This window comes from Enterobacter sp. AN-K1 (genome assembly GCF_020971765.1).
GTDB classification, from domain to species: Bacteria; Pseudomonadota; Gammaproteobacteria; order Enterobacterales; family Enterobacteriaceae; genus Enterobacter; species Enterobacter hormaechei_C.
In genome coordinates this window covers 805,516-827,310 of the sequence record NZ_CP087390.1, presented here as the reverse complement: position 1 = coordinate 827,310, position 21,795 = coordinate 805,516, and the positions used below count along the sequence as shown (strand labels likewise).

Below are 21,795 nucleotides of genomic sequence, written 5' to 3'. Positions count from 1 at the left end.
ATGGAGATGATTTTATTCCGGGATAACACCCGGGCGCAGCAAACCGATATTGTCGCCGTTCAGTCGCAGGTGGTGTACGGCAGCGTGGGAAACAGCATCGCGGTGCCGAATATTCGCACCCACCGGCTGAACGTTACCGCCGTGCCAACGGTGCTGTTCAGCAATACGCCGCACTACGACACCTTCTACGGCGGGGTGATCCCGGACGAGTGGTTCAGCGGCTACCTTAAGGCGCTGGAAGAGCGCGAGATCCTGCGCGAGCTTAAAGCGGTCACCACCGGCTATATGGGCAGCGCCAGCCAGATCGCGCTGCTGGCGCAGTGGCTGAAGGCAATCAAAGTGCAACATCCCGATCTGCTGGTGCTGGTCGACCCGGTAATTGGGGATATCGATAGCGGGATGTACGTGAAGCCGGATATTCCTGAAGCCTACCGTGAGCATCTGCTCCCGCTGGCCCAGGGCATTACGCCCAACGTGTATGAACTGGAAGTGCTGAGCGGCAAACCGTGCCGTACGCCGGAGAGCGCCATTGCCGCCGCGCAGGGGCTGCTGTCCGACTCGCTGAAATGGGTAGCGATCACCAGTGCGCCAGTGTCTGACGATCCGCAGAATATCCACGTTGTGCTGGTGAGCGAAGAAGGTGTTACCGTAAGCGCGCACCCGCGCGTAGAGACGGATCTGAAAGGAACGGGCGATCTGTTCTGTTCGGAGCTGGTCAGCGGCATTGTGGGAGGGAAAACCGTTGCCGATGCCATTCGCATGGCGGGTGATCGGGTGACTGACGTTATGATCTATACGCAGTCGAAAGGCTATGACGAGCTTATCCTGCCGGCATAAACAAAAATGGCGCCCGAAGGCGCCATTTTTCTGTGCGGCAAGAATTACTTCTTGATGCGGATAACCGGGGTTTCACCCACGGTGACGCTGCCAGACAGTTTGATCAGTTCTTTGATTTCGTCCATGTTGGAGATAACAACCGGAGTCAGGGTAGACTTCGCTTTTTCTTCCAGCAGCGGCAGATCGAATTCAATTACCGGGTCGCCAACTTTAACGCGCTGGCCTTCTTCTGCGATACGCTTGAAGCCTTCGCCTTTCAGTTCAACGGTGTCGATACCGAAGTGAACGAACAGTTCGATACCGCTATCGGATTCGATAGAGAACGCATGGTTGGTTTCAAAAATTTTACCGATGGTACCGTCAACTGGAGCAACCATTTTGTTGCCAGTTGGTTTGATAGCAATGCCATCACCAACGATTTTCTCAGCAAAAACTACATCCGGCACGTCTTCGATGTTGACGATCTCGCCGGAGAGCGGAGCAACAATCTCAATAGTTCCGGAGTCTTTCTTGTCATCAGAAACCAGAGATTTTAGTTTATCGAACAAACCCATGATCTTCTCCTAAGCAGTAAATTGGGCCGCATCTCGTGGATTAGCAGATTGTTTTTTCTTCAATGAACTTGTTAACCAGCGTCATTAACTCGTCCGTTGTCGGTTGAGCAAGAGCCTGCTCTGCTAACACCTTCGCATCTTCGAAGTTCGTGTTACGGATAATCTTCTTAATGCGCGGGATGGAAATGGCGCTCATAGAGAATTCGTCCAGACCCATACCCAGCAACAGAAGTGTAGCACGTTCGTCGCCTGCAAGCTCACCACACATGCCAGTCCATTTACCTTCTGCATGAGAAGCATCAATAACTTGCTTGATCAAATTCAGTACGGACGGTGACATTGGCTGGTAGAGATGTGAAATCATATCATTACCACGGTCAACTGCCAGGGTGTACTGCGTTAAATCATTGGTACCGATACTAAAGAAATCAACTTCTTTGGCTAAATGACGCGCAATGGTCGCGGCTGCCGGTGTTTCCACCATCACGCCGATCTCAATGGATTCGTCAAATGCTTTACCTTCGTCGCGCAGTTCCTGTTTGTAGATTTCGATCTCTTTCTTCAGTGCACGCACTTCTTCAACAGAGATGATCATCGGGAACATGATGCGCAGTTTACCGAAAGCGGAGGCACGCAAAATAGCGCGAACCTGGTCACGCAGGATCTCTTTGCGATCCATGGCGATACGCACGGCACGCCAGCCCAGGAACGGGTTCTCTTCTTTCGGGAAGTTCATGTACGGCAGCTCTTTGTCGCCACCGATGTCCATGGTACGGACGATTACAGCCTGCGAACCGCACGCTTCCGCAACCGCTTTGTACGCTGCAAACTGCTCTTCTTCCGTTGGCAGAGCGTCGCGATCCATGAACAGGAATTCAGTACGATACAGACCTACACCTTCCGCGCCGTTGCGCTCAGCGCCGTCAACGTCACGTACGGTACCGATGTTAGCGCACACTTCAACCTGATGGCCGTCCAGCGTGATAGCTGGCAGATCTTTCAGTTTAGCAAGTTCCGCTTTCTCGGTAGCAACCTGCTCCTGAACGGAACGCAGCTGCTCGATCACATCGTTAGTTGGGTTGACGTAAACCACATTGTTTACGGCATCCAGAATCAGATAGTCGTCGTTTTTAACCTGGGAGGTAACGCTACCGGTACCCACAATGGCTGGCAGCTCCAGAGAACGCGCCATGATTGAGGTGTGGGAGGTACGTCCACCTGCATCTGTAATGAAACCCAGCACCTTGTTCAGGTTCAGCTGTGCGGTTTCAGACGGGGTCAGGTCAGCGGCAACCAGGATGACTTCGTCCTGAATCGCGCTCAGATCGATGATGGCCAGACCCAGGATGTTGCGCAGCAGGCGCTTACCGATGTCACGTACGTCAGCCGCACGTTCTTTCAGGTATTCATCGTCCAGCTCTTCCAGGGCAGATGCCTGACCTTCGATAACTTCATGCGCAGCCGCGTCGGCCGTCATGCCTTTATCTTTAATCAGGGCTATGATTTCCTGCTCCAGCTCCTCATCTTCGAGCAGCATAATGTGCCCTTCGAAGATGGCTTCTTTTTCTTCACCGAAAGTTTCGCCAGCTTTAGTTTTAATCGCTTCCAGTTGCGCAGATGCCTTGGCACGACCGCTCAGAAAACGTTCAACTTCCTGATCAACCTTGTCGGCAGAAATTTTTTTCCGGTCAATGACGATTTCGTCTTCTTTCAGCAGCAATGCTTTGCCGAAAGCGATACCCGGGGATGCTAAAATGCCTGAAATCATAACCCTACCTTACTTGTGACTGATATTGAAAAGAACCCGGTAAACTTACTCGAGTTCAGCCATCAGCTTAACCAGATGCTCAACTGCTTTCTGCTCGTCTTCACCTTCAGCGGAGATGGTAACAACGGTACCCTGAGTCAGGCCCAGAGTTTGCAGCTTGAACAGGCTTTTTGCGCTAGCGCTTTTGCCGTTGGAAGTCACGGTGATTTCAGAAGTGAAGCCTTTCGCTTCTTTAACAAACTGAGCAGCAGGGCGGGTGTGCAGACCGTTCGGAGCGGTAATGGTAACTTCTTGCTGGAACATTGTATTTCCCCAACTTATAGGTTTAGTGTTGTGGAACTAAAGTCTAGCCTGGCGACTTAACTTTAGCCTGTATAGTTAGCGCTGACGTTTCAATCGTCATTAAACATTATGCAGTGAAAGCAAGACTTGAACCAAATCATAAAATCGATTCAGCAGCGCTATTTCGTTCACCGATTAATTTCGCGCATCAAAATAATTGCTGGTTTAAATACCAGACCCAACGGGGTGAAGCAATGCCAGGAGGGGTAAAACTTTGAAGCAGGCCACAAAAAAGCACCTGAAAAGGTGCTTTTTTACGCGTTTTTAACATGCTGGCATCACTGTTGCAGTTCTTTCTCTGTGAAGAGATCGGCAAACAGTGCTGTGCTTAAGTAACGCTCACCCGAAGACGGTAGGATAACCACAATGTTCTTATTGGTAAAGGTTTCATCTTCCAGCAGTTTGAGGGCTGCCGCAACCGCCGCACCGGAAGAGATACCCGCCAGAATGCCTTCCTCGTCCATCAGGCGACGCGCCGTGGAGATGGCTTCTTCATTGGTAATGGCGACGACTTTATCGATCAGCTTCAGATCCAGGTTGCCTGGAATAAAGCCAGCGCCGATACCCTGGATTTTGTGAGGGCCAGGTTTGATCTCTTCGCCTGCCAGCGCCTGAGCGATAACCGGTGAGTCGGTTGGCTCAACGGCAACGGTAATCAGATCTTTTTTACCTTTCGTGCCTTTAATATAGCGAGACACACCGGTCAGCGTACCGCCGGTGCCTACGCCGGAGATAAACACATCAACCTGACCGTCGGTATCTTCCCAGATTTCCGGGCCGGTGGTTTTCTCATGAATTTCCGGGTTGGCCGGGTTGCTGAACTGCTGGAGCAGCAGATATTTTGCCGGATCGCTGGCAACAATTTCTTCGGCCTTCTGAATCGCGCCCTTCATGCCTTTTGCGCCTTCGGTCAGGACCAGGTTCGCACCCAGCGCTTTCAGCAGCTTACGACGCTCAATGCTCATGGTTTCAGGCATAGTCAGCGTCAGCTTATAGCCACGCGCCGCCGCAACATAGGCCAGAGCGATACCGGTATTGCCGCTGGTGGGTTCAACCAGCTCAACGCCAGGTTTCAGCACGCCACGCTTTTCAGCATCCCAAATCATATTCGCACCGATACGGCATTTAACGCTGAAGCTTGGGTTACGAGATTCGACCTTCGCCAGAATGCGTCCATTACCGATACGGTTCAGTCGAACCAGGGGCGTATGACCGATAGTCAGCGAGTTGTCTTCATAAATCTTACTCATGGCCTGTCCTTAACTGTATGAAATTGGGATACCGACCCAGCATACCTGTTGAACAGGTATGGGGAAGTAAGGAAATCGCATATCTATATGCTGCAAGGAAATAATGGGGATCAGTATGGAATAAGGGGCGGCATAAGCCACCCCTCTTTTACACATTTTTGCATTACTTCCATAACGCGTGCTTAGCACGGTAGCAGTCCACCCACATCGCCGTCGCGCCGCAAACGGCGACGGGCATGATGAACAAATTCAGGAAAGGGATCATGGTGAACAGGCTGGTCAGCGCGCCAAACTGCATGTTGGCAACCTTCTGAGTGCGCAGGGCAGTGCGCATCTCTTTAAACGGCACTTTGTGGTTATCGAACGGATAATCACAGTACTGGATAGCGAGCATCCAGGCGCTGAACAGGAACCACAGCACGGGCGCGACCGTCTGGCCAATCCCGGGTACAAAATAAAGAATAAGCAGCACAATCGCCCGCGGCAGGTACCAGGCGAACTTCTGCCATTCACGCTTCATGATGCGGGGGAGATCTTTCACGATCCCGAGTACGCCCGTGTCAGGTGGCGTCGCACCGGTAAGGCGCGCTTCCAGCTGTTCGGCAAGCAGACCGTTGAACGGCGCGGCTATCCAGTTTGCTATCGTCGAAAAGAAATAACCGAAAACCAGCAGCACGGAGATAACCGCAATCGGCCAGAGCAGGTAGTCTAGCCACTGTAACCAGTCCGGCACATAGCTCATCAGGGAAGGGATCCAGCTTTCCAGTCTTGTGAATAGCCACCAGAAGGCCCCGCCCATCAGAATAATGTTGATCAGTAACGGCAAAATAACGAAGCGTCGAATGCCCGGCAGGGAGACCAGTTTCCAGCCCTGAGAAAAGTACCAGACCCCGCTGCGTGGGGCAGAAGAAGATGTTGAAACCATACCAGGCTGTACTCCTTTTTACACAACCAGTGGAATTGCCCGCCTATATTATCCAGTTACGGGCCAATGACCAGTTCGGAAATGTTCGAAAAACCAGCAAAAAGCACGATTTAGTTCATCTTTATGCTGTGAATGCTCTGCATACACTTGCACTTGACGTAAACGGCAAATACTCTTAGTGAGTAAATGTTTGCCGTGGTGGCAAGGTGTTAGAACAACAGAGAATATAATGATGCAGGATTTGCGTCTGATATTAATCATTGTTGGCGCGATCGCCATAATCGCTTTACTGGTACATGGTTTCTGGACCAGCCGTAAAGAGCGTTCCTCTATGTTTCGCGATCGTCCACTGAAGCGCATGAAGTCCAGTCGTGACGACGATGACGTTGAAGACGACATCGACGGTCCTGACGACGACGGCGTGGGTGAAGTTCGTGTTCATCGGGTCAATACTGCGCCCGGCGCAGCGCATGGAGAGCATGAAGCCCCCCGCGCTCCGCAGCACCAGTATCAACCACCGTATGCCTCTGCCCAGCCGCGCCAGCCAGCGCCGCCGCCAGTGGAAGAACCTGTTCGTCATCCGCCGCAGCAGCCTGTGCAACAGCAGCCCGTTGCGCCACAGCCTGTACAGCCGCAACCTGTGCAACAGCCTGCACAGCCAGTGCATCAGCCACAGCCTGTTCAGCAGCCGCAGCCGGTACAACAACCGCAGCCGCAGCCTGAACCGCCTGCGCCACAGCCCGCTCCGCGCGTTGAGCCAGAGCCGGCCGCAGAGCCAGAACCGGTTGTTGAAAAGCCGCAGCGTAAAGAAGCGGTGATCATCATGAACGTGGCTGCTCATCATGGCACCCATCTGAACGGTGACGTGCTGCTTAACAGCATCCAACAGGCAGGCTTCAAGTTCGGCGACATGAATATTTTCCATCGCCACCTGAGTCCTGACGGTAGCGGTCCGGCGCTGTTTAGTCTGGCCAATATGGTCAATCCAGGCACGTTTGACCCGGAAATGACCGGTGATTTCGTCACGCCGGGGGTTACGATCTTTATGCAGGTGCCGTCCTACGGTGACGAGCTGCAAAACTTTAAGCTGATGCTACAGTCCGCTCAGCACATCGCCGACGAAGTGGGCGGTGTGGTGCTCGACGATCAGCGTCGAATGATGACGCCGCAGAAACTGCGCGAGTATCAGGACCGCATCCGCGAAGTTAAGGAAGCGAACGCGTAATCGTCGCGTTAACTTCACCTCCTCCTCAACCCCCGCCTGTCGGGGGTTTTTCTCATTGATGGTGCGATATGGACTCAATCGAACAACAACTTACTGAACTGCGAACCACGCTTCGCCATCATGAATATCTCTATCATGTTATGGACGCACCGGAAGTGCCGGATGCGGAATATGACCGCCTGATGCGTGAACTGCGCGAGCTGGAAGCGCAGCACCCCGAACTGATTACGCCCGATTCCCCAACGCAGCGCGTCGGCGCGGAACCGCTGGGCGCTTTCAGCCAGGTGCGCCATGAAGTGCCGATGCTGTCGCTGGATAACGTGTTTGATGAAGAGAGTTTTCTGGCTTTCAACAAGCGTGTGCAGGATCGCCTGAAGAGCATCGACAATCTGAGCTGGTGCTGCGAGCTAAAGCTGGATGGTCTGGCCGTTAGCATTCTTTATGAGAACGGCGTGATGGTGCGTGCCGCAACGCGCGGCGACGGCACTACCGGGGAAGACATCACCACTAATGTGCGCACTATTCGTGCGATCCCGCTGAAACTGCGTGGCGATAACATTCCCGCCCGGCTGGAAGTGCGCGGGGAAGTGTTCCTTCCGCAGGCGGGCTTCGAGAAGATCAACGAAGAAGCGCGTCGTACCGGTGGGAAAGTGTTTGCAAACCCGCGTAACGCGGCGGCAGGTTCGCTGCGTCAGCTCGATCCACGAATCACCGCGAAGCGACCGCTTACTTTCTTCTGCTACGGCGTCGGGATCCTGGAAGGCGGTGACCTGCCAGATACTCACCTGGGTCGTTTAATGCAGTTCAAAGAGTGGGGGTTACCGGTTAGCAACCGCGTGCAGCTCTGCGACTCTCCGGAGGCGGTGCTGGCGTTCTATCACAAGGTTGAAGAGGATCGTCCCACGCTCGGGTTTGATATTGATGGCGTGGTGATCAAGGTTAACTCGCTGGCGTTGCAGGAACAGTTAGGATTTGTGGCCCGTGCGCCGCGCTGGGCGGTAGCCTTTAAGTTCCCGGCGCAGGAGCAGATGACCTTCGTTCGCGACGTGGAGTTTCAGGTAGGGCGTACGGGGGCGATTACGCCTGTGGCGCGTCTGGAGCCTGTGCAGGTGGCTGGCGTGCTGGTAAGTAACGCCACGCTGCATAACGCCGATGAAATTGCCCGCCTGGGCCTGCGCATTGGTGACAAAGTGGTGATTCGCCGCGCGGGCGACGTGATCCCACAGGTGGTTAACGTTGTTGAGTCTGAACGTCCTGCCGATACCCGTGCCATCGAGTTTCCAGCCCACTGTCCGGTATGTGGTTCGGACGTTGAGCGCGTGGAAGGTGAAGCGGTAACGCGCTGTACGGGCGGGTTAATCTGCGGCGCGCAGCGTAAAGAGTCCCTGAAGCACTTTGTCTCCCGCCGGGCGATGGACGTCGACGGAATGGGTGACAAGATTATCGACCAGTTAGTTGAGAAAGAGTACGTCCATACGCCAGCGGACCTCTTTACCCTGACGGCAGGTAAGCTGACCGGTCTTGATCGTATGGGGCCGAAATCTGCCCAGAACATCGTTAACGCGCTCGAGGCGGCCAAAAACACCACCTTTGCCCGTTTCCTTTACGCGCTTGGCATTCGTGAAGTCGGAGAGGCGACAGCGGCAGGGCTGGCGGCGTATTTCGGCACGCTGGACGCGCTGGAGAAAGCCACCATCGACGAGCTACAGAAAGTCCCTGATGTCGGCATTGTGGTCGCTACCCACGTTTTCAACTTCTTCGCCGAAGAGAGCAACCGTGAAGTGATCGGTAAATTACTGGAACAGGGCATTCACTGGCCTGCACCGGTAGTGGTTAATGCCGAAGAGATCGACAGCCCGTTTGCCGGTAAAACGGTGGTGCTGACCGGCAGCCTGAGCCAGCTCTCGCGCGATGACGCGAAAGCGCGCCTGGTGGCGTTGGGGGCAAAAGTGGCGGGCAGCGTATCGAAGAAAACCGACCTGGTGATTGCCGGGGAAGCGGCCGGTTCGAAGCTGGCAAAAGCGCAGGAGCTTGGCATCGAGGTAATCGACGAAGCGGAAATGATGCGCCTGTTAGGAGAGTGACGTGGAAAAAGAGCAGCTCGTTGAGATCGCCAATACGGAGATGCCGTTCGGTAAATATAAGGGTCGCAGGCTGATTGATTTACCGGAAGAGTATCTGCTGTGGTTTGCCCGTAAGGATGAGTTCCCCGCCGGGCGTCTGGGCGAGCTGATGGCTATCACGTTACTGATCAAAACAGAGGGGCTGACCCAGCTGGTTCAGCCCCTGAAACGTCCTTAAACTTTCGCGGCGCGGGTCTCTTCCTGCGCCAGCTTTTCTGTCTGCGCCTTGTAACGCCGCGCCAGTACCGCACACACCATCAGCTGGATCTGATGGAAAATCATCAGCGGTAACACCATCATCCCAATGACGGACGTCGGGAACAGAATATTGGCCATCGGGATCCCGTTGGCCAGGCTCTTTTTCGATCCGCAAAATACAATGGTGATTTCATCGGCCTTATTGAAGCCGCATTTGCGGGCCACAAAGACGTTAACCGCGATGACAATGGCCAGCAAAACGATGCTTACCACCACAATAAACAGCAGCGATCCAGCGCCCACCCTGTGCCAGATGCCGTTCACCACGGCTTCGCTGAAGGCCGTGTAAACCACCAGCAGAATTGAGCTTTGGTCCGTTTTCCCGATCCATTTTTTATGTTTTGCCACAAATGCCCCAATCCAGGGACGGGATAAGTGTCCGAGCACAAACGGCAGCAGCAGTTGCAGACAAATTTTACCCACCTGCTCCAGATTACCTTCCGCCCCGTGCATATTCATCAGCAGACCGACCAGCAGCGGTGAAACAAAGATCCCCAGCAGGCTGGAAGCGGAAGCAGAACAAACCGCCGCCGCGACGTTACCGCCCGCCAGCGAGGTAAAGGCAATAGCGGACTGCACGGTGGCCGGCAAAATGCACAGATAAAGGAAACCGGTATACAGCGCCGGATCGACATTCACCGGCGCCCACCAGGCGAACAGCACGCCCAAAACCGGGAAGAGGATAAAGGTGCTGCACATTACCCACAGGTGTAGTCGCCAGTGGCTACCGCCTGCAATAATGGCTTCCCGGGAGAGTTTGGCGCCATGCATAAAGAACAGCAGGGCAATGGCTGCCGTGGTCAGCCCTTCAATAACCGGAACGAAACTGCCCCGCGCCGGGAAGAACGAGGCCAGCAAGACCACACCAATCAGGGTCAACGTAAACGGATCAAGGATACGAAAAAGTTTCATAATCACTCCTGAAAACAGATGCCGCTATTGTGCTTTCTTCCCTTTGAGAAATAAAATTGATTTATTGCATCCATTCATGAATTAAACAGATGAATTATTCGTTACGTCAGCTTCGCGTTTTCGTCACCGTCGCGCAGGCCCGCAGCTTTAGCCGGGCAGGGGAGATCATTGGCCTCAGCCAGTCGGCGGTGAGCCATAGCGTTAAGGAGCTTGAAACGCAAACGGGAGTGAAGCTGCTCGACCGTACGACGCGAGAAGTGGTACTCACCGAAGCGGGACAGCAGCTGGCAATGCGTCTGGAGAGGCTGCTGGATGAACTGAACAGTACGCTCAGGGATGTCGGCCGGCTCGGACAACAGCTTTCCGGCACCGTGAGAGTGGCGGCGAGCCAGACGATTTCGGCGCATCTTATTCCCCAGTGCATCGCTGAAAGTAATCACCGCTATCCGGATATCGATTTTGTTTTGCATGACAGGCCGCAGCAGTGGGTTCTGGAGAGTATCCGTCAGGGGGATGTGGATTTTGGCATCGTTATTGATCCCGGAGCGGTAAGCGACCTGGAATGTGAAGTGGTGCTCTCGGAGCCCTTTTTATTGCTCTGCCGCGATGATGATCCGCTGGCATCGCTGCCACACGTGGCCTGGCAGGCCTTGCAGGGGGCAAACCTGGTGTTACAGGATTATGCATCAGGCAGCCGTCCGCTGATAGATGCCGCTCTGGCCGCGCAGGGCGTTAAGGCAACCATTGTGCAGGAGATTGGGCATCCTGCCACGCTCTTCCCGATGGTCGAAGCGGGGATTGGCATCAGCGTTCTGCCGGCGCTGGCGCTGCCACTGCCGCAGGGGAGTCGTTTAACGGTGAAGCGTTTCGTACCCTGTGTCGAACGCCAGCTGATGCTGGTACGCCGTAAAAACAGGTCACTTTCCGGCGCGGCGCATGCCTGCTGGGATGTGGTGCGTATGCAGGCCGAACGTTTGATGGAGGCCCGCACACGCGATCCACTTTTTAACGAAACCAATAATCAGATGTAGATATTAATCTGATGCTCCGCGGAGGGCTTATTGATGCCTTCCGCGACTGCCTGACCTTTTTCCTGTTTTGGCATCGCCTCTTCTGCCTGCTGACGCTGCAATTGCGCCAGCTGTGCCTGCAACATAGCCAGCTGAGATTCGAGTAATTCCTGCTGCTTTTGCTTCTCTTCTGCTGTGGCATCACCCATGGCCACTTCTTTGAGCTGCTGAGTGACTTTCGTTATCTGTTTGGTCAGACGGGTGATTTGAGAAGCAATGTCGTTTCCGCCGGAGCTGTTATCTACGCTGCCGATTTCCATCGCCGACAGAGAAACGGGCTTAAGAGTTGTCATATTGAGATCCTTTTCGCCATAAAATAGAGGTATCGGCAAAGAAGGCGTGAGCTTGAGTAAAACAAGCGGTCTGGCTGCAATGGGGATGTGCTATATCGCAGATAGCAAAAAAGCGCCTTTAGGGCGCTTTTTTACATTGGTGGGTCGTGCAGGATTCGAACCTGCGACCAATTGATTAAAAGTCAACTGCTCTACCAACTGAGCTAACGACCCGAAATGGTGGGCGATGACGGGCTCGAACCGCCGACCCCCTCCGTGTAAAGGAGATGCTCTACCAACTGAGCTAATCGCCCATTTCGGAACTGCTGCGATAAGGTGAGAATGGTGGGCGATGACGGGCTCGAACCGCCGACCCCCTCCGTGTAAAGGAGATGCTCTACCAACTGAGCTAATCGCCCAATCTCAATGCTTATCTACACTGCGAGTCTACCGAAGTAGATGGTGGGTGATGACGGGCTCGAACCGCCGACCCCCTCCGTGTAAAGGAGATGCTCTACCAACTGAGCTAATCACCCCCGCTGTGTGGAGTCGCATTATAGGGAGAGTTGAAAATGAGTCAACGCATTTTCTAAAGTTTTTATTCGTTCGTCGTAAAATTAGTCAAAACGATCGCAAAACGGACTGTGGCGCATGATTTATAAACAAAAACAGCAATCTCGAACCGGATAAAGTGATCGACATTGAGGAATCGGCCCACAGTGATAGAATATTGCCCATTGTTTTCTTCCCGGAATTTGCCGATTACCGGCATCTTTATAACGTAAGGCCATTTCATGAAAATCAAAACTCGCTTCGCGCCGAGCCCGACAGGCTATCTGCATGTCGGTGGTGCACGTACCGCTCTCTACTCCTGGCTTTTCGCACGTCACAACAACGGTGAGTTTGTGCTACGTATTGAAGACACCGATCTGGAGCGCTCAACGCCGGAAGCAATTGAAGCCATTATGGATGGGATGAACTGGCTGAATCTGGCGTGGGACGAAGGCCCATACTTCCAGACCAAACGTTTTGACCGCTATAACGCCGTAATTGACGAGATGCTGGTGGCAGGCACCGCCTATAAGTGCTACTGCTCCAGGGAGCGTCTGGATGCGCTGCGTGAAGAGCAAATGGCAAAAGGCGAAAAACCGCGTTATGACGGTCGTTGCCGCCATGACCACAGCGAGCATGCTGCGGATGAGCCTTGCGTAGTGCGTTTTGCTAACCCACAGGATGGCTCTGTTATCTTTGATGACCAGATCCGTGGCCCGATCGAATTCAGCAACCAGGAGCTGGATGACCTTATCATTCGTCGTACTGACGGATCGCCAACCTATAACTTCTGCGTAGTTGTGGACGACTGGGATATGGAAATCACTCACGTGATCCGTGGTGAAGACCATATCAATAACACCCCGCGTCAGATCAACATTCTGAAAGCGCTGAACGCGCCTGTACCGGTGTATGCGCACGTATCAATGATCAACGGTGACGACGGTAAAAAGCTGTCCAAACGTCATGGCGCGGTGAGCGTGATGCAGTACCGTGATGACGGCTATCTGCCGGAAGCGCTGCTGAACTACCTGGTGCGTCTGGGCTGGGCTCATGGTGACCAGGAGATCTTCAGCCGCGAAGAGATGATCGAGCTGTTCTCTCTGAACTCGGTCAGCAAATCAGCCAGCGCGTTCAACACTGACAAACTGCTGTGGCTGAACCATCACTACATCAATACCATGCAGCCAGAATATGTGGCGACTTATCTGCAATGGCACATTGAACAGGCAAACATCGATACCCGTACGGGCCCTGAACTGGCGGATCTGGTGAAGCTGCTTGGCGAGCGTTGCAAAACGCTGAAAGAAATTGCTGAAAGCTGCCGTTACTTCTATGAAGAGTTTGACGCGTTCGACGCCGACGCGGCCAAGAAACACCTGCGTCCGGTTGCGCGTCAGCCGCTGGAAGTGGTGCGTGACAAACTCGAAGCCATTACCGAATGGACTGCGGAAAATGTTCACCACGCGATTCAGGCTACCGCTGATGAGCTGGAAATTGGCATGGGTAAAGTCGGTATGCCGCTGCGCGTTGCGGTGACGGGGGCAGGTCAGTCTCCGGCGCTGGACGTGACCGTTCATGCCATCGGCAAATCACGTAGCGTTGCGCGTATCAACAAAGCGCTGGGCTTTATTGCTGAGCGTGAAAGCCAGCAGTAATACTCGTGTAATACAAAAAACGGCAGGGTAACCTGCCGTTTTTTTATGCCTGTTATTCAGCAATACCAAGACGCGTGAGAAAACCCTGCAACCCTTCACGAGCGAGCAACTTGTGCAAACGTTCCTGTTCGACAGTCGTCATGTTTTCCAGCGAGTCGATAATTTGTGGAAGCAGGCAGGATGAGGTTGCTACGCCGTAGTGGGAGGGGCTTTCCGCCACATGGTAAACAGCCCGACGGTTACGAATGGCGGGAAGACTAATGATGTGCTCCTTAACGTGCGCATCAATACATATCACCCTCGCTCTTCCGCCTTTTACACCGTTGATACCCTCCGTTTTCCATCCCTTCTGTCGTATCCAGCGATTAACGGTTTGTCGGGCTACGCCCAGACTGTCCGCCAGCTCTTCCGTGGTCATTTTGCTGCGTAATCTTTTCATATCAGCGTTGGTCGCGAATCCCTAAACGTTGTAACAAGCCGGTAATCCCTTCCCGCAGTAACAGCGATGTCATCTGCTTTTGCTCTTCCGGCGTCATTTCATTCGCCAGCGTCAGGAGCAGGGCATGAAGCGAGCCCTCGTGGTACGCCTTATCTGGCAGTTCCGGCGTCTCTGTTGCCCTGCGCGCGCTGCGAATAAAGTCGCGCACTTTTTCATTGACGTGAACCAGACGCGCTTTGCCACCCTGAACGCCTGGCTTTGGCGATGTAATCCAACCCTCTTTGCGTACCCATTTATTGATGGTCTGTCGGCTATAGCCAGTCAGCAGGGCTAACTCTTCTGGCGTCATTCGTTCCTTGATCATACAATTTCCTGAATATCTGTGGGGTTAATTAGTGGTTCATTTTATAGCACCGTTTTACGTGAAAACGTGACAAGCTTAACTCCTGGCTGCGAGCAGGCTCTCAAAGTGATTCATTTGCATGATTTTTCGGCGATTGAAAGGCGGAGGCTGAATTTGCCGTTGACACTCTGCGGCGGAATTCATATTATGCCGCCCGTCAACATGACAGCTTTACGACGGGGCTATAGCTCAGCTGGGAGAGCGCCTGCATGGCATGCAGGAGGTCAGCGGTTCGATCCCGCTTAGCTCCACCAAACTCTGAACCCAACAGAGTGCGGTAGGTAAAGTAACATGTGGGGCTATAGCTCAGCTGGGAGAGCGCTTGCATGGCATGCAAGAGGTCAGCGGTTCGATCCCGCTTAGCTCCACCAAAATTTAAACCCTCGTCGCAAGACGGGGGTTTTTTTATATCTTGTAAAATATTTTAGACTGTTTTTGTTGCAATTAACGTCGTTTTCTACACCTCACCTCAATCCAAATCAATAAACAAGTCTATAAATAGACCTGAACTTGATTCGTGTTATTAATAAACCTATTATCCATGCGGTCAATGAGACGATGGTAAAATAGATTATCAGGATTAATGAATAGAAAAATTTACAATAATGTAAAGATATTTATGATTGCCCTGGCGCTAAGCCTGATTGCGATTCCTTTTTCTCGTTATATCTCTCCACGGGCCATCGTCAGCGAAAATGATGTTTATCTGGCGTGGTTGCCCTTAAGTGCCATGCTCGCCATCGTGTTGTTATTTGGACGGCGGGCAATCATTCCTTTGCTGTTAAGTTTTAGTATTACTAATATTTATAATCTTGGTTTAGCACCACTACAATCTGCCGTATTATTATGTTGTCAGACGTTTACCGTCTTCGCCGCCTGTGGCGTCATCCGTCTGGTGCTGGGCAAGCGCTGGCGACACAGCATACCGAATAAGTACATTGGCATACGTATTTTCTGGCTCGGATTTATGGTGCCTGTGGGCATCAAATTATCGATGTATCTGGCGGGATATTTATTTGATTTCCCGGTGACAATCTCCTCCTATTTCGGCGAAGGCTCTGCAATTTATAACGTTATCGATATTCAGAGTCTGATTTGTGCCGCCCTGATTTTCACCATGATGTTCTATTATCCGTTAAGAATGATTATTAATCCTCGCTATGCCCGAACATTCTGGCGGCGAAGCGTGAAGCCCCTCTTTTGTCACAAAAAAGCGTTATTTATCGTTGTGTGGCTGATGCTGTTGATCTCGATGATCGCTATTTTATGCGCGCCTTTTGAGTCGCAGTTTATTGCGGGTTATTTGATGCCAATCGTTTTCATTCTTTTCACCCTGGGGATTGGTCGTCTGAACTATGCGCTCATCTCTTTATTCTGGGCGGCCTCGGCGCTCATGCTGTTGACCTATAATTATAATTTTCTTAATGGCGTTGAATCGGGCCACTCGCTCTCCTTTATCCTGTCGGTGCTAATCTCTTTCGCCATCTGCCTGCTTTACATGTCGCGGATCTATCAGAAAAGTGAATGGCTGAAACAGGGGTGGCAGGAGAGGGCGCTTACCGATCCGCTCACCGGTCTGCCTAACATTCGTGCGCTGGAAGTGTTTTTACAGCACCATCCCGAGGCCAAAGTCTGCTGCCTGCGCCTGGATAATCTCGAATTCCTGAGCCGTCACTACGGCATCCTCATGCGTGTACATTGTAAAAAGATGATAACCGCGTCGCTGCAACCGTTATTGCAAAAAGACGAGAAGCTCTTCCAGTTGCCGGGCAGTGAGCTGGTAGTGGTCTTGCTGGGTCCGGGCACGGCTGAACGTCTGCAATATATGGTTGATCATCTGAACAGCCGTAAGATTATCTGGAACAAGACTGAGCTCGACATCGAGTTTGGCGCCTCCTGGGGTGAAGTGCCGGATGGAGAAAGCCTGCATCACACGCTGGGTCAGCTGAGCTGGCTCTCCGAGCAGTCCTGTGCCGGGCACAACGTCCTGGCGTTAACCAACAGTCTGGATGATGTCTCCGGTCAGACGACGGACAGAGTGCTGATGCTGGCCCGCATAAAACGTGCCCTTGATATCGGTGGGCTTCACCTTTACGCCCAGCCAATCCATAACGCGCGTGGGGAAGGGTACTTTGAAATCCTCTCAAGGCTTGAAAGCGAGGGGGAGATCATCGCGCCTGATCGCTTTATTCCGCTGATTGCTCAGTTTAACCTGAGCCACCGATTTGACCTGAACGTGGTGGAAAAATTGCTGATGTGGATGCGCAGCCATCCGTCCGAACGGGCCGGAACGCGGTTCTCCGTTAATCTGATGCCGCTGACGCTGATGCAAAATGAGATAGCGGCTGAGATCATCGCGCTTTTTGAACGCTACGCCATTGCGCCGCAAGATATCGTCATTGAGATCACCGAGGAACAGGCTTTCTCTGACTCGGGAAGCAGCATCAACAATATCCAGCAGCTGCGGGATTACGGCTTCCGGATTGCTATTGATGACTTTGGTACCGGCTATGCCAACTTTGAGCGCCTGAAGCGGCTGGAGGCCGATATCATTAAGATCGATGGCTGCTTCGTGAAAGATATCTGCACCGACAGCATGGATGCGATGATCGTGCAGTCCATTTGCAACATGGCCAAAACGAAATCGCTTTGTGTGGTGGCTGAATATGTGGAATCGGCTGAACAACGCGAGATGTTGCTGCGATTCGGCGTGGACTATTTGCAGGGCTATTTGATTGGTAAACCACTGCCCCTGACGGCGCTGGAGGCATAAAAAAAACCGGGAGCGATGGCTCCCGGTTTTTATTGCACGGTATGAATTACAGAACCAGTGCTGCAATAGAGGCAGACAGGACGCTCACCAGCGTTGAACCGTAAACCAGCTTCAGGCCAAAGCGAGAAACGACGTTACCTTGCTCTTCGTTCAGGCCTTTAATCGCACCAGCGATAATACCGATGGAAGAGAAGTTCGCGAAGGAGACCAGGAAGACGGACAGGATCCCTTCCGCACGAGGGGAGAGTGTGCTGGCAATCTTCTGGAGATCCATCATCGCCACGAACTCATTGGAAACCAGTTTCGTTGCCATGATACTGCCCACCTGCAACGCTTCGTGAGCGGGCACGCCCATCACCCAGGCAATCGGGTAGAAGATGTAGCCCAGAATACCCTGGAAGGAGATACCGAGTACGGCCGCAAACAGGGCGTTCAGCGCAGCGATCAGCGCGATAAAGCCAATCAGCATCGCGGCGACGATAATTGCAACCTTGAAACCCGCCAGAATGTATTCACCCAGCATTTCGAAGAAGCTCTGTCCCTCGTGCAGGTTTGACATCTGAATGTTCTCTTCGCTGGCATCCACACGGTACGGGTTAATCAGCGAAAGCACGATAAAGGTGCTGAACATGTTCAGAACCAGCGCCGCAACTACGTATTTTGGTTCCAGCATGGTCATATACGCGCCCACGATAGACATGGAAACGGTAGACATTGCGGTTGCCGCCATGGTGTACATGCGGTTACGGGACATCTTGCCGAGGATATCTTTATACGCAATGAAGTTCTCAGACTGACCGAGAATCAGCGAGCTGACTGCGTTAAAGGATTCCAGTTTGCCCATGCCGTTAACTTTCGATAACAGGAAGCCGATCGCACGGATAACCACCGGCAGAACGCGGATGTGCTGAAGGATACCGATCAGGGCAGAGATGAAGACGATAGGGCAGAGCACCTTCAGGAAGAAGAAGGCCAGACCCTGATCGTTCATGCTGCCAAAGACGAAGTTTGTCCCTTCGTTGGCAAATCCGAGCAGTTTTTCGAACATTTCGGAGAAGCCTTTCACGAAGCCCAGGCCTACGTTGGAGTTCAGGAAGAACCACGCAAGTAAAACTTCAATGACCAGCAGTTGGACAACATAGCGAATACGAATTTTTTTGCGGTCTGTGCTGACCAGCAATGCAAGTGCAGTAACGACAACGAGTGCCAGGACAAAATGAAGGACGCGGTCCATATTTGCTCCAAATATGAGGCAGGTTTAATTTCCGTGCACATTCTATGTAACAAGCACAAAGAAAACGAGATCAAGCCCACACTATAGTTACATCCTGTGACGAGTCTCAAAAATAGTGATCAACAAGACATTTTTGTTATGTTAGGTAAATGAGTGAAAAGTTAAGTTTGTGTGCTACGCTTCACAAATGTCTGCGCATTTTCACATTCTGTGACCTTGCTCCACCTGCCTGCCTATCGTTCCTGACTATCAGAGAAATCATGTTAACCGTTACAAATGAACTTGATAATCATTCTCATTTTGATAGCATAAAACATAGCAAAGGCTATATTTCCAGAGGCAGAAATGACGAATAGTCGCGTAGAGAGTAGCAGCGGCAGAGCGGCATGCAAGCTGCGGTTCGCATTAATGGGACCGGCATTCATTGCCGCGATTGGCTACATCGATCCGGGTAATTTTGCGACCAACATTCAGGCCGGGGCCAGTTTCGGCTATAAACTGCTGTGGGTTGTGGTATGGGCCAATCTGATGGCGATGCTGATTCAGATGCTCTCCGCGAAGCTGGGTATTGCTACCGGAAAAAACCTGGCGGAGCAAATCCGCGATCATTATCCACGTCCGGCAGTTTGGTTTTACTGGGTTCAGGCAGAAATTATCGCCATGGCCACCGATCTCGCCGAGTTTATCGGGGCGGCGATCGGCTTTAAGCTTATCCTGGGCGTCTCCCTGCTTCAGGGGGCGGTGCTGACCGGTATCGCCACTTTCCTGATTCTGATGCTCCAGCGGCGGGGACAAAAACCGCTGGAGAAAGTCATCGGCGGCCTGCTGCTGTTCGTCGCTGCCGCCTATATTGTTGAGCTGATTTTCTCCCAGCCGAATCTGGCGCAGCTGACGAAAGGGATGGTGATCCCGTCGTTACCCACTTCTGAAGCCGTTTTTCTGGCTGCCGGGGTGCTGGGGGCGACCATCATGCCGCACGTCATTTATCTGCACTCTTCATTAACCCAGAATCTGCATGGCGGGACGAGTAAAGAGCGCTACTCCGCCTCGAAATGGGATGTGACTATCGCGATGACCATTGCCGGATTTGTTAATCTGGCGATGATGGCGACCGCTGCCGCCGCGTTCCACTTTAACGGGCATACCGGGGTTGCCGATCTCGACCAGGCTTACCTGACGCTGGAGCCGTTGCTGAGTCATGCCGCTGCCACTATTTTTGGTTTAAGCCTGGTTGCTGCGGGTCTTTCATCTACGGTTGTGGGGACACTGGCCGGGCAGGTGGTGATGCAGGGGTTCGTACGTTTCCATATTCCGCTGTGGGTTCGCCGCTCGGTCACGATGCTGCCTTCCTTTGTTGTGATCCTGATGGGGCTGGATCCGACCCGCATTCTGGTGATGAGTCAGGTACTGCTAAGTTTCGGGATTGCGCTGGCGCTGGTGCCACTGCTGATCTTCACCAGTAATAAATCGCTGATGGGCGAACTGGTGAATTCGACGTGGGTGAAGCGCGCCGGGTGGGCCATTGTGGTCGTGGTGGTGGCGTTAAACTTGTGGTTGCTGATAGGCACAGCCGCAGGCCTGTAAAAGAAAAAGGAGCCGGAAGGCTCCTTTTTGTTGTTAATGGTGATGGCCGTGACCGTGGCCTCTGCCTTTTCCATGACCCCAGCCGCCACGGCGGTCGTCACGATCGTTCCAGCCTTCGCGGTAGCCGCGTTCGTAAGCCTTACGCTTATCCCAGCCACGGTGATAGCCGTTATCGTGTTTCCACCAGCGGTTTTGACGCCATTCATAATGGCGATGCCAGTAGTCACGGTCGCGCCAGTAGCCACCGTCCCAGTATCTGCCGTAGTCATCACGATCGCCAATTTGTAATTTAATCGATGGCAATAGGGTGATTTCGCCCGCACTGGCGACCAGCGGGGCCGAAGCCAGTAATACCGCTGCAAGAATCAGTGACCTGAACATACTCTTCTCCTTCACGATCGGGGCCGCTGTGCGACCTGTTAACGCAATTTTACGAGTTGGTAAACATTCGTTTCATCGCCTCAACTCCTAAATCAGGAACGAGAGCACTTTTTGCTAAAAGTGTTTTTAATCTGAACTGGACAGGATCGTATCTATCGTCTTCAGCTCTTCTGCCGTGAACCGACAATTTTCAAGCACGCCTGCTGCATCTTCAATTTGTCCGGTCTTGCTTGCGCCGATGAGCACGGATGTCACCGCATCGTGGCGCAGGATCCAGGCCAGTGCCATTTGCGATAGCTTTTGCCCCCGGTTTTCCGCCAGCGCATTCAGCTTGCGTACCTTTTCCAGCTTTTTGTCGGTGATCTGCTCCGGGTTAAGGAACTTACTGCCGCTTGCTGCGCGAGAATCCGCCGGGATACCGTTCAGATAGCGATCGGTCAACTGTCCGCCCGCCAGGGGGGAGAAGGGGATACATCCCACCCCTTTATGCTGCAACACGTCCAGCAACCCCTCTTCAGGCGCACGTTCAAACATGGAGTACTTCGGCTGGTGGATCAGACATGGCGTGCCCAGATCCTCCAGTATTTCAATCGCCTGCCTTGCCACTTCTGCCGGGTAGTTGGACAGACCGATGTACAGCGCCTTGCCCTGACGCACCACATGGTCAAGCGCTTTCATGGTTTCACGTAGCGGCGTTTGTGGATCCGGGCGATGGTGATAGAAAATATCGACATACTCCAGCCCCATACGCCTGAGGCTCTGGTCCAGGCTGGCGATCAGATATTTACGTGAGCCCCAGTCGCCGTAAGGCCCGTCCCACATGGTGTAGCCCGCTTTGGTGGAGATGATTAGCTCATCGCGCCAGGGCAGGAAATCCTCCTGCAAAATGCGCCCGAAATTACGTTCGGCCGAACCAGGAGGCGGGCCGTAATTATTGGCAAGGTCAAAATGCGTAATACCCAAATCGAAAGCACGCTGTAAAAGTTGACGGCTGTTTTCGAGTAACGTCGCGTCGCCAAAATTATGCCAAAGCCCCAGCGAGATGGCGGGAAGCTTAAGACCGCTTTGTCCACAGCGGCGATATTGCATTGTCTGATAACGATTTTTGTCAGGCTGATAACCCATTGGCGAAACCTCTGGCGCTGGAAAGAAACATCAGTGTATACGTTTACACTAACCTGAAGAAAATGAGCATAGCTCAGCTTTTTTCGTAAAGCATTCTTTCCAGACCCTGA

At 52.8% G+C, this 21,795-nt stretch carries 20 protein-coding genes and 6 tRNA genes; 10 read left to right on the top strand and 16 right to left on the bottom strand.

The features are described 5' to 3' along the window. Entirely contained in the window at positions 1-837 is an 837-nt protein-coding gene (gene pdxK / locus LOC22_RS03950) for a pyridoxine/pyridoxal/pyridoxamine kinase (protein ID WP_015572224.1), read from the top strand. A gap of 44 nt (positions 838-881) precedes the next feature. Here pdxK and crr read toward each other — a convergent pair whose 3' ends face one another. The 5 genes from crr to cysZ all read right to left on the bottom strand — a co-directional run bounded on the left by crr (position 882) and on the right by cysZ (position 5,676). Beyond that, entirely contained in the window at positions 882-1,391 is a 510-nt protein-coding gene (gene crr / locus LOC22_RS03945) for a PTS glucose transporter subunit IIA (protein ID WP_003861316.1), read from the bottom strand. A gap of 40 nt (positions 1,392-1,431) precedes the next feature. Next, on the bottom strand, positions 1,432-3,159 hold the full coding sequence (gene ptsI, locus LOC22_RS03940) for a phosphoenolpyruvate-protein phosphotransferase PtsI (RefSeq protein ID WP_006811455.1): 1,728 nt from the start codon (positions 3,157-3,159) through the stop codon (positions 1,432-1,434). Positions 3,160-3,204: 45 nt separating this feature from the next. Continuing rightward, entirely contained in the window at positions 3,205-3,462 is a 258-nt protein-coding gene (gene ptsH / locus LOC22_RS03935) for a phosphocarrier protein Hpr (protein WP_000487600.1), read from the bottom strand. A gap of 317 nt (positions 3,463-3,779) precedes the next feature. Next, entirely contained in the window at positions 3,780-4,751 is a 972-nt protein-coding gene (gene cysK, locus LOC22_RS03930) for a cysteine synthase A (RefSeq protein WP_006811453.1), read from the bottom strand. Between the two features lie 163 nt (positions 4,752-4,914). Then, positions 4,915-5,676 carry a sulfate transporter CysZ gene (gene cysZ, locus LOC22_RS03925; protein WP_006811452.1) on the bottom strand — a complete coding sequence of 254 codons (762 nt, stop codon included), beginning with the start codon at positions 5,674-5,676 and terminating at the stop codon, positions 4,915-4,917. A gap of 229 nt (positions 5,677-5,905) precedes the next feature. Between cysZ and zipA the strand changes: the two genes are divergently transcribed. The 3 genes from zipA (at position 5,906) to LOC22_RS03910 (ending at position 9,202) form a co-directional block, all read left to right on the top strand. Then, positions 5,906-6,901 (top strand): cell division protein ZipA, encoded by a 996-nt coding sequence (zipA, locus tag LOC22_RS03920; protein ID WP_063136607.1) that lies wholly within the window; start codon positions 5,906-5,908, stop codon positions 6,899-6,901. A gap of 68 nt (positions 6,902-6,969) precedes the next feature. Then, positions 6,970-8,985, top strand: a complete 2,016-nt coding sequence (ligA, locus tag LOC22_RS03915; protein ID WP_017383473.1) for an NAD-dependent DNA ligase LigA — start codon at positions 6,970-6,972, stop codon at positions 8,983-8,985. Position 8,986: 1 nt separating this feature from the next. After that, complete coding sequence (locus tag LOC22_RS03910; RefSeq protein ID WP_003861328.1) at positions 8,987-9,202, top strand: DUF3820 family protein; 216 nt, start codon at positions 8,987-8,989, stop codon at positions 9,200-9,202. On the opposite strand, the gene LOC22_RS03905 is transcribed toward LOC22_RS03910, so the two are convergent. Next, positions 9,199-10,194 (bottom strand): bile acid:sodium symporter family protein, encoded by a 996-nt coding sequence (locus tag LOC22_RS03905; RefSeq protein WP_015572227.1) that lies wholly within the window; start codon positions 10,192-10,194, stop codon positions 9,199-9,201. The genes LOC22_RS03910 and LOC22_RS03905 overlap by 4 nt on opposite strands. A gap of 89 nt (positions 10,195-10,283) precedes the next feature. On the opposite strand from LOC22_RS03905, the gene LOC22_RS03900 reads away from it, so the two are divergent. Then, positions 10,284-11,225 carry a LysR family transcriptional regulator gene (locus LOC22_RS03900; protein ID WP_017692971.1) on the top strand — a complete coding sequence of 314 codons (942 nt, stop codon included), beginning with the start codon at positions 10,284-10,286 and terminating at the stop codon, positions 11,223-11,225. Here the strand turns inward: LOC22_RS03900 and LOC22_RS03895 are convergent. The 5 genes from LOC22_RS03895 to LOC22_RS03875 all read right to left on the bottom strand — a co-directional run bounded on the left by LOC22_RS03895 (position 11,216) and on the right by LOC22_RS03875 (position 12,072). Continuing rightward, a complete protein-coding gene (locus LOC22_RS03895; protein WP_017383471.1) occupies positions 11,216-11,557 on the bottom strand; it encodes a FlxA-like family protein in 342 nt (113 codons plus the stop codon). The genes LOC22_RS03900 and LOC22_RS03895 overlap by 10 nt on opposite strands. Positions 11,558-11,694: 137 nt before the next feature. Further along, positions 11,695-11,770, bottom strand: a tRNA-Lys gene (locus LOC22_RS03890). Positions 11,771-11,774: 4 nt separating this feature from the next. Then, positions 11,775-11,850: transfer RNA gene (locus LOC22_RS03885), tRNA-Val, on the bottom strand. Positions 11,851-11,879: 29 nt separating this feature from the next. Further along, positions 11,880-11,955 (bottom strand) — tRNA-Val (locus tag LOC22_RS03880). A gap of 41 nt (positions 11,956-11,996) precedes the next feature. Continuing rightward, a tRNA-Val gene (locus LOC22_RS03875) sits at positions 11,997-12,072 on the bottom strand. A 258-nt stretch (positions 12,073-12,330) separates the two neighbouring features. Here LOC22_RS03875 and gltX point away from each other — a divergent pair. Then, positions 12,331-13,746 (top strand): glutamate--tRNA ligase, encoded by a 1,416-nt coding sequence (gene gltX / locus LOC22_RS03870; protein ID WP_015572231.1) that lies wholly within the window; start codon positions 12,331-12,333, stop codon positions 13,744-13,746. A gap of 52 nt (positions 13,747-13,798) precedes the next feature. Here the strand turns inward: gltX and LOC22_RS03865 are convergent, their stop codons facing one another. Both LOC22_RS03865 and LOC22_RS03860 read right to left on the bottom strand, forming a co-directional pair. Beyond that, positions 13,799-14,185 carry a YfeC-like transcriptional regulator gene (locus LOC22_RS03865; protein WP_032667710.1) on the bottom strand — a complete coding sequence of 129 codons (387 nt, stop codon included), beginning with the start codon at positions 14,183-14,185 and terminating at the stop codon, positions 13,799-13,801. Between the two features lies 1 nt (position 14,186). Then, the gene (locus LOC22_RS03860) at positions 14,187-14,549 is read right to left on the bottom strand and encodes a YfeC-like transcriptional regulator (protein WP_015572232.1); all 363 of its coding nucleotides are present in this window, start codon (positions 14,547-14,549) and stop codon (positions 14,187-14,189) included. A 217-nt stretch (positions 14,550-14,766) separates the two neighbouring features. Here LOC22_RS03860 and LOC22_RS03855 point away from each other — a divergent pair. The 3 genes from LOC22_RS03855 (at position 14,767) to LOC22_RS03845 (ending at position 17,361) form a co-directional block, all read left to right on the top strand. Continuing rightward, positions 14,767-14,842, top strand: a tRNA-Ala gene (locus tag LOC22_RS03855). Between the two features lie 41 nt (positions 14,843-14,883). After that, positions 14,884-14,959, top strand: a tRNA-Ala gene (locus LOC22_RS03850). Positions 14,960-15,171: 212 nt separating this feature from the next. Next, entirely contained in the window at positions 15,172-17,361 is a 2,190-nt protein-coding gene (locus tag LOC22_RS03845; protein ID WP_230239378.1) for an EAL domain-containing protein, read from the top strand. A 46-nt stretch (positions 17,362-17,407) separates the two neighbouring features. Here LOC22_RS03845 and nupC read toward each other — a convergent pair whose 3' ends face one another. Continuing rightward, positions 17,408-18,595, bottom strand: a complete 1,188-nt coding sequence (nupC, locus tag LOC22_RS03840) for a nucleoside permease NupC (RefSeq protein WP_006811440.1) — start codon at positions 18,593-18,595, stop codon at positions 17,408-17,410. A gap of 345 nt (positions 18,596-18,940) precedes the next feature. Here nupC and LOC22_RS03835 point away from each other — a divergent pair, with 345 nt between their 5' ends. Then, a complete protein-coding gene (locus LOC22_RS03835; protein ID WP_230239377.1) occupies positions 18,941-20,179 on the top strand; it encodes an Nramp family divalent metal transporter in 1,239 nt (412 codons plus the stop codon). 33 nt (positions 20,180-20,212) lie between these two features. On the opposite strand, the gene LOC22_RS03830 is transcribed toward LOC22_RS03835, so the two are convergent. After that, on the bottom strand, positions 20,213-20,560 hold the full coding sequence (locus LOC22_RS03830; protein ID WP_015572233.1) for a DUF2502 domain-containing protein: 348 nt from the start codon (positions 20,558-20,560) through the stop codon (positions 20,213-20,215). Between the two features lie 126 nt (positions 20,561-20,686). Then, entirely contained in the window at positions 20,687-21,685 is a 999-nt protein-coding gene (gene mgrA, locus LOC22_RS03825) for an L-glyceraldehyde 3-phosphate reductase (protein WP_017692976.1), read from the bottom strand. Positions 21,686-21,795: the final 110 nt, after the last annotated feature.

Coding starts and splice junctions, on each gene's coding strand:
- LOC22_RS03830 (WP_015572233.1), bottom strand. CDS start 20,560: ATGTTCAGGTCACTGATTCTTGCAGCGGTATTACTGGCTTCGGCCCCG.
- LOC22_RS03900 (WP_017692971.1), top strand. CDS start 10,284: ATGAATTATTCGTTACGTCAGCTTCGCGTTTTCGTCACCGTCGCGCAG.
- nupC (WP_006811440.1), bottom strand. CDS start 18,595: ATGGACCGCGTCCTTCATTTTGTCCTGGCACTCGTTGTCGTTACTGCA.
- cysZ (WP_006811452.1), bottom strand. CDS start 5,676: ATGGTTTCAACATCTTCTTCTGCCCCACGCAGCGGGGTCTGGTACTTT.
- pdxK (WP_015572224.1), top strand. CDS start 1: ATGGAGATGATTTTATTCCGGGATAACACCCGGGCGCAGCAAACCGAT.
- LOC22_RS03905 (WP_015572227.1), bottom strand. CDS start 10,194: ATGAAACTTTTTCGTATCCTTGATCCGTTTACGTTGACCCTGATTGGT.
- LOC22_RS03860 (WP_015572232.1), bottom strand. CDS start 14,549: ATGATCAAGGAACGAATGACGCCAGAAGAGTTAGCCCTGCTGACTGGC.
- LOC22_RS03845 (WP_230239378.1), top strand. CDS start 15,172: ATGAATAGAAAAATTTACAATAATGTAAAGATATTTATGATTGCCCTG.
- mgrA (WP_017692976.1), bottom strand. CDS start 21,685: ATGGGTTATCAGCCTGACAAAAATCGTTATCAGACAATGCAATATCGC.
- LOC22_RS03895 (WP_017383471.1), bottom strand. CDS start 11,557: ATGACAACTCTTAAGCCCGTTTCTCTGTCGGCGATGGAAATCGGCAGC.
- gltX (WP_015572231.1), top strand. CDS start 12,331: ATGAAAATCAAAACTCGCTTCGCGCCGAGCCCGACAGGCTATCTGCAT.
- ptsH (WP_000487600.1), bottom strand. CDS start 3,462: ATGTTCCAGCAAGAAGTTACCATTACCGCTCCGAACGGTCTGCACACC.
- LOC22_RS03835 (WP_230239377.1), top strand. CDS start 18,941: ATGACGAATAGTCGCGTAGAGAGTAGCAGCGGCAGAGCGGCATGCAAG.
- cysK (WP_006811453.1), bottom strand. CDS start 4,751: ATGAGTAAGATTTATGAAGACAACTCGCTGACTATCGGTCATACGCCC.
- ptsI (WP_006811455.1), bottom strand. CDS start 3,159: ATGATTTCAGGCATTTTAGCATCCCCGGGTATCGCTTTCGGCAAAGCA.
- crr (WP_003861316.1), bottom strand. CDS start 1,391: ATGGGTTTGTTCGATAAACTAAAATCTCTGGTTTCTGATGACAAGAAA.
- LOC22_RS03865 (WP_032667710.1), bottom strand. CDS start 14,185: ATGAAAAGATTACGCAGCAAAATGACCACGGAAGAGCTGGCGGACAGT.
- zipA (WP_063136607.1), top strand. CDS start 5,906: ATGATGCAGGATTTGCGTCTGATATTAATCATTGTTGGCGCGATCGCC.
- ligA (WP_017383473.1), top strand. CDS start 6,970: ATGGACTCAATCGAACAACAACTTACTGAACTGCGAACCACGCTTCGC.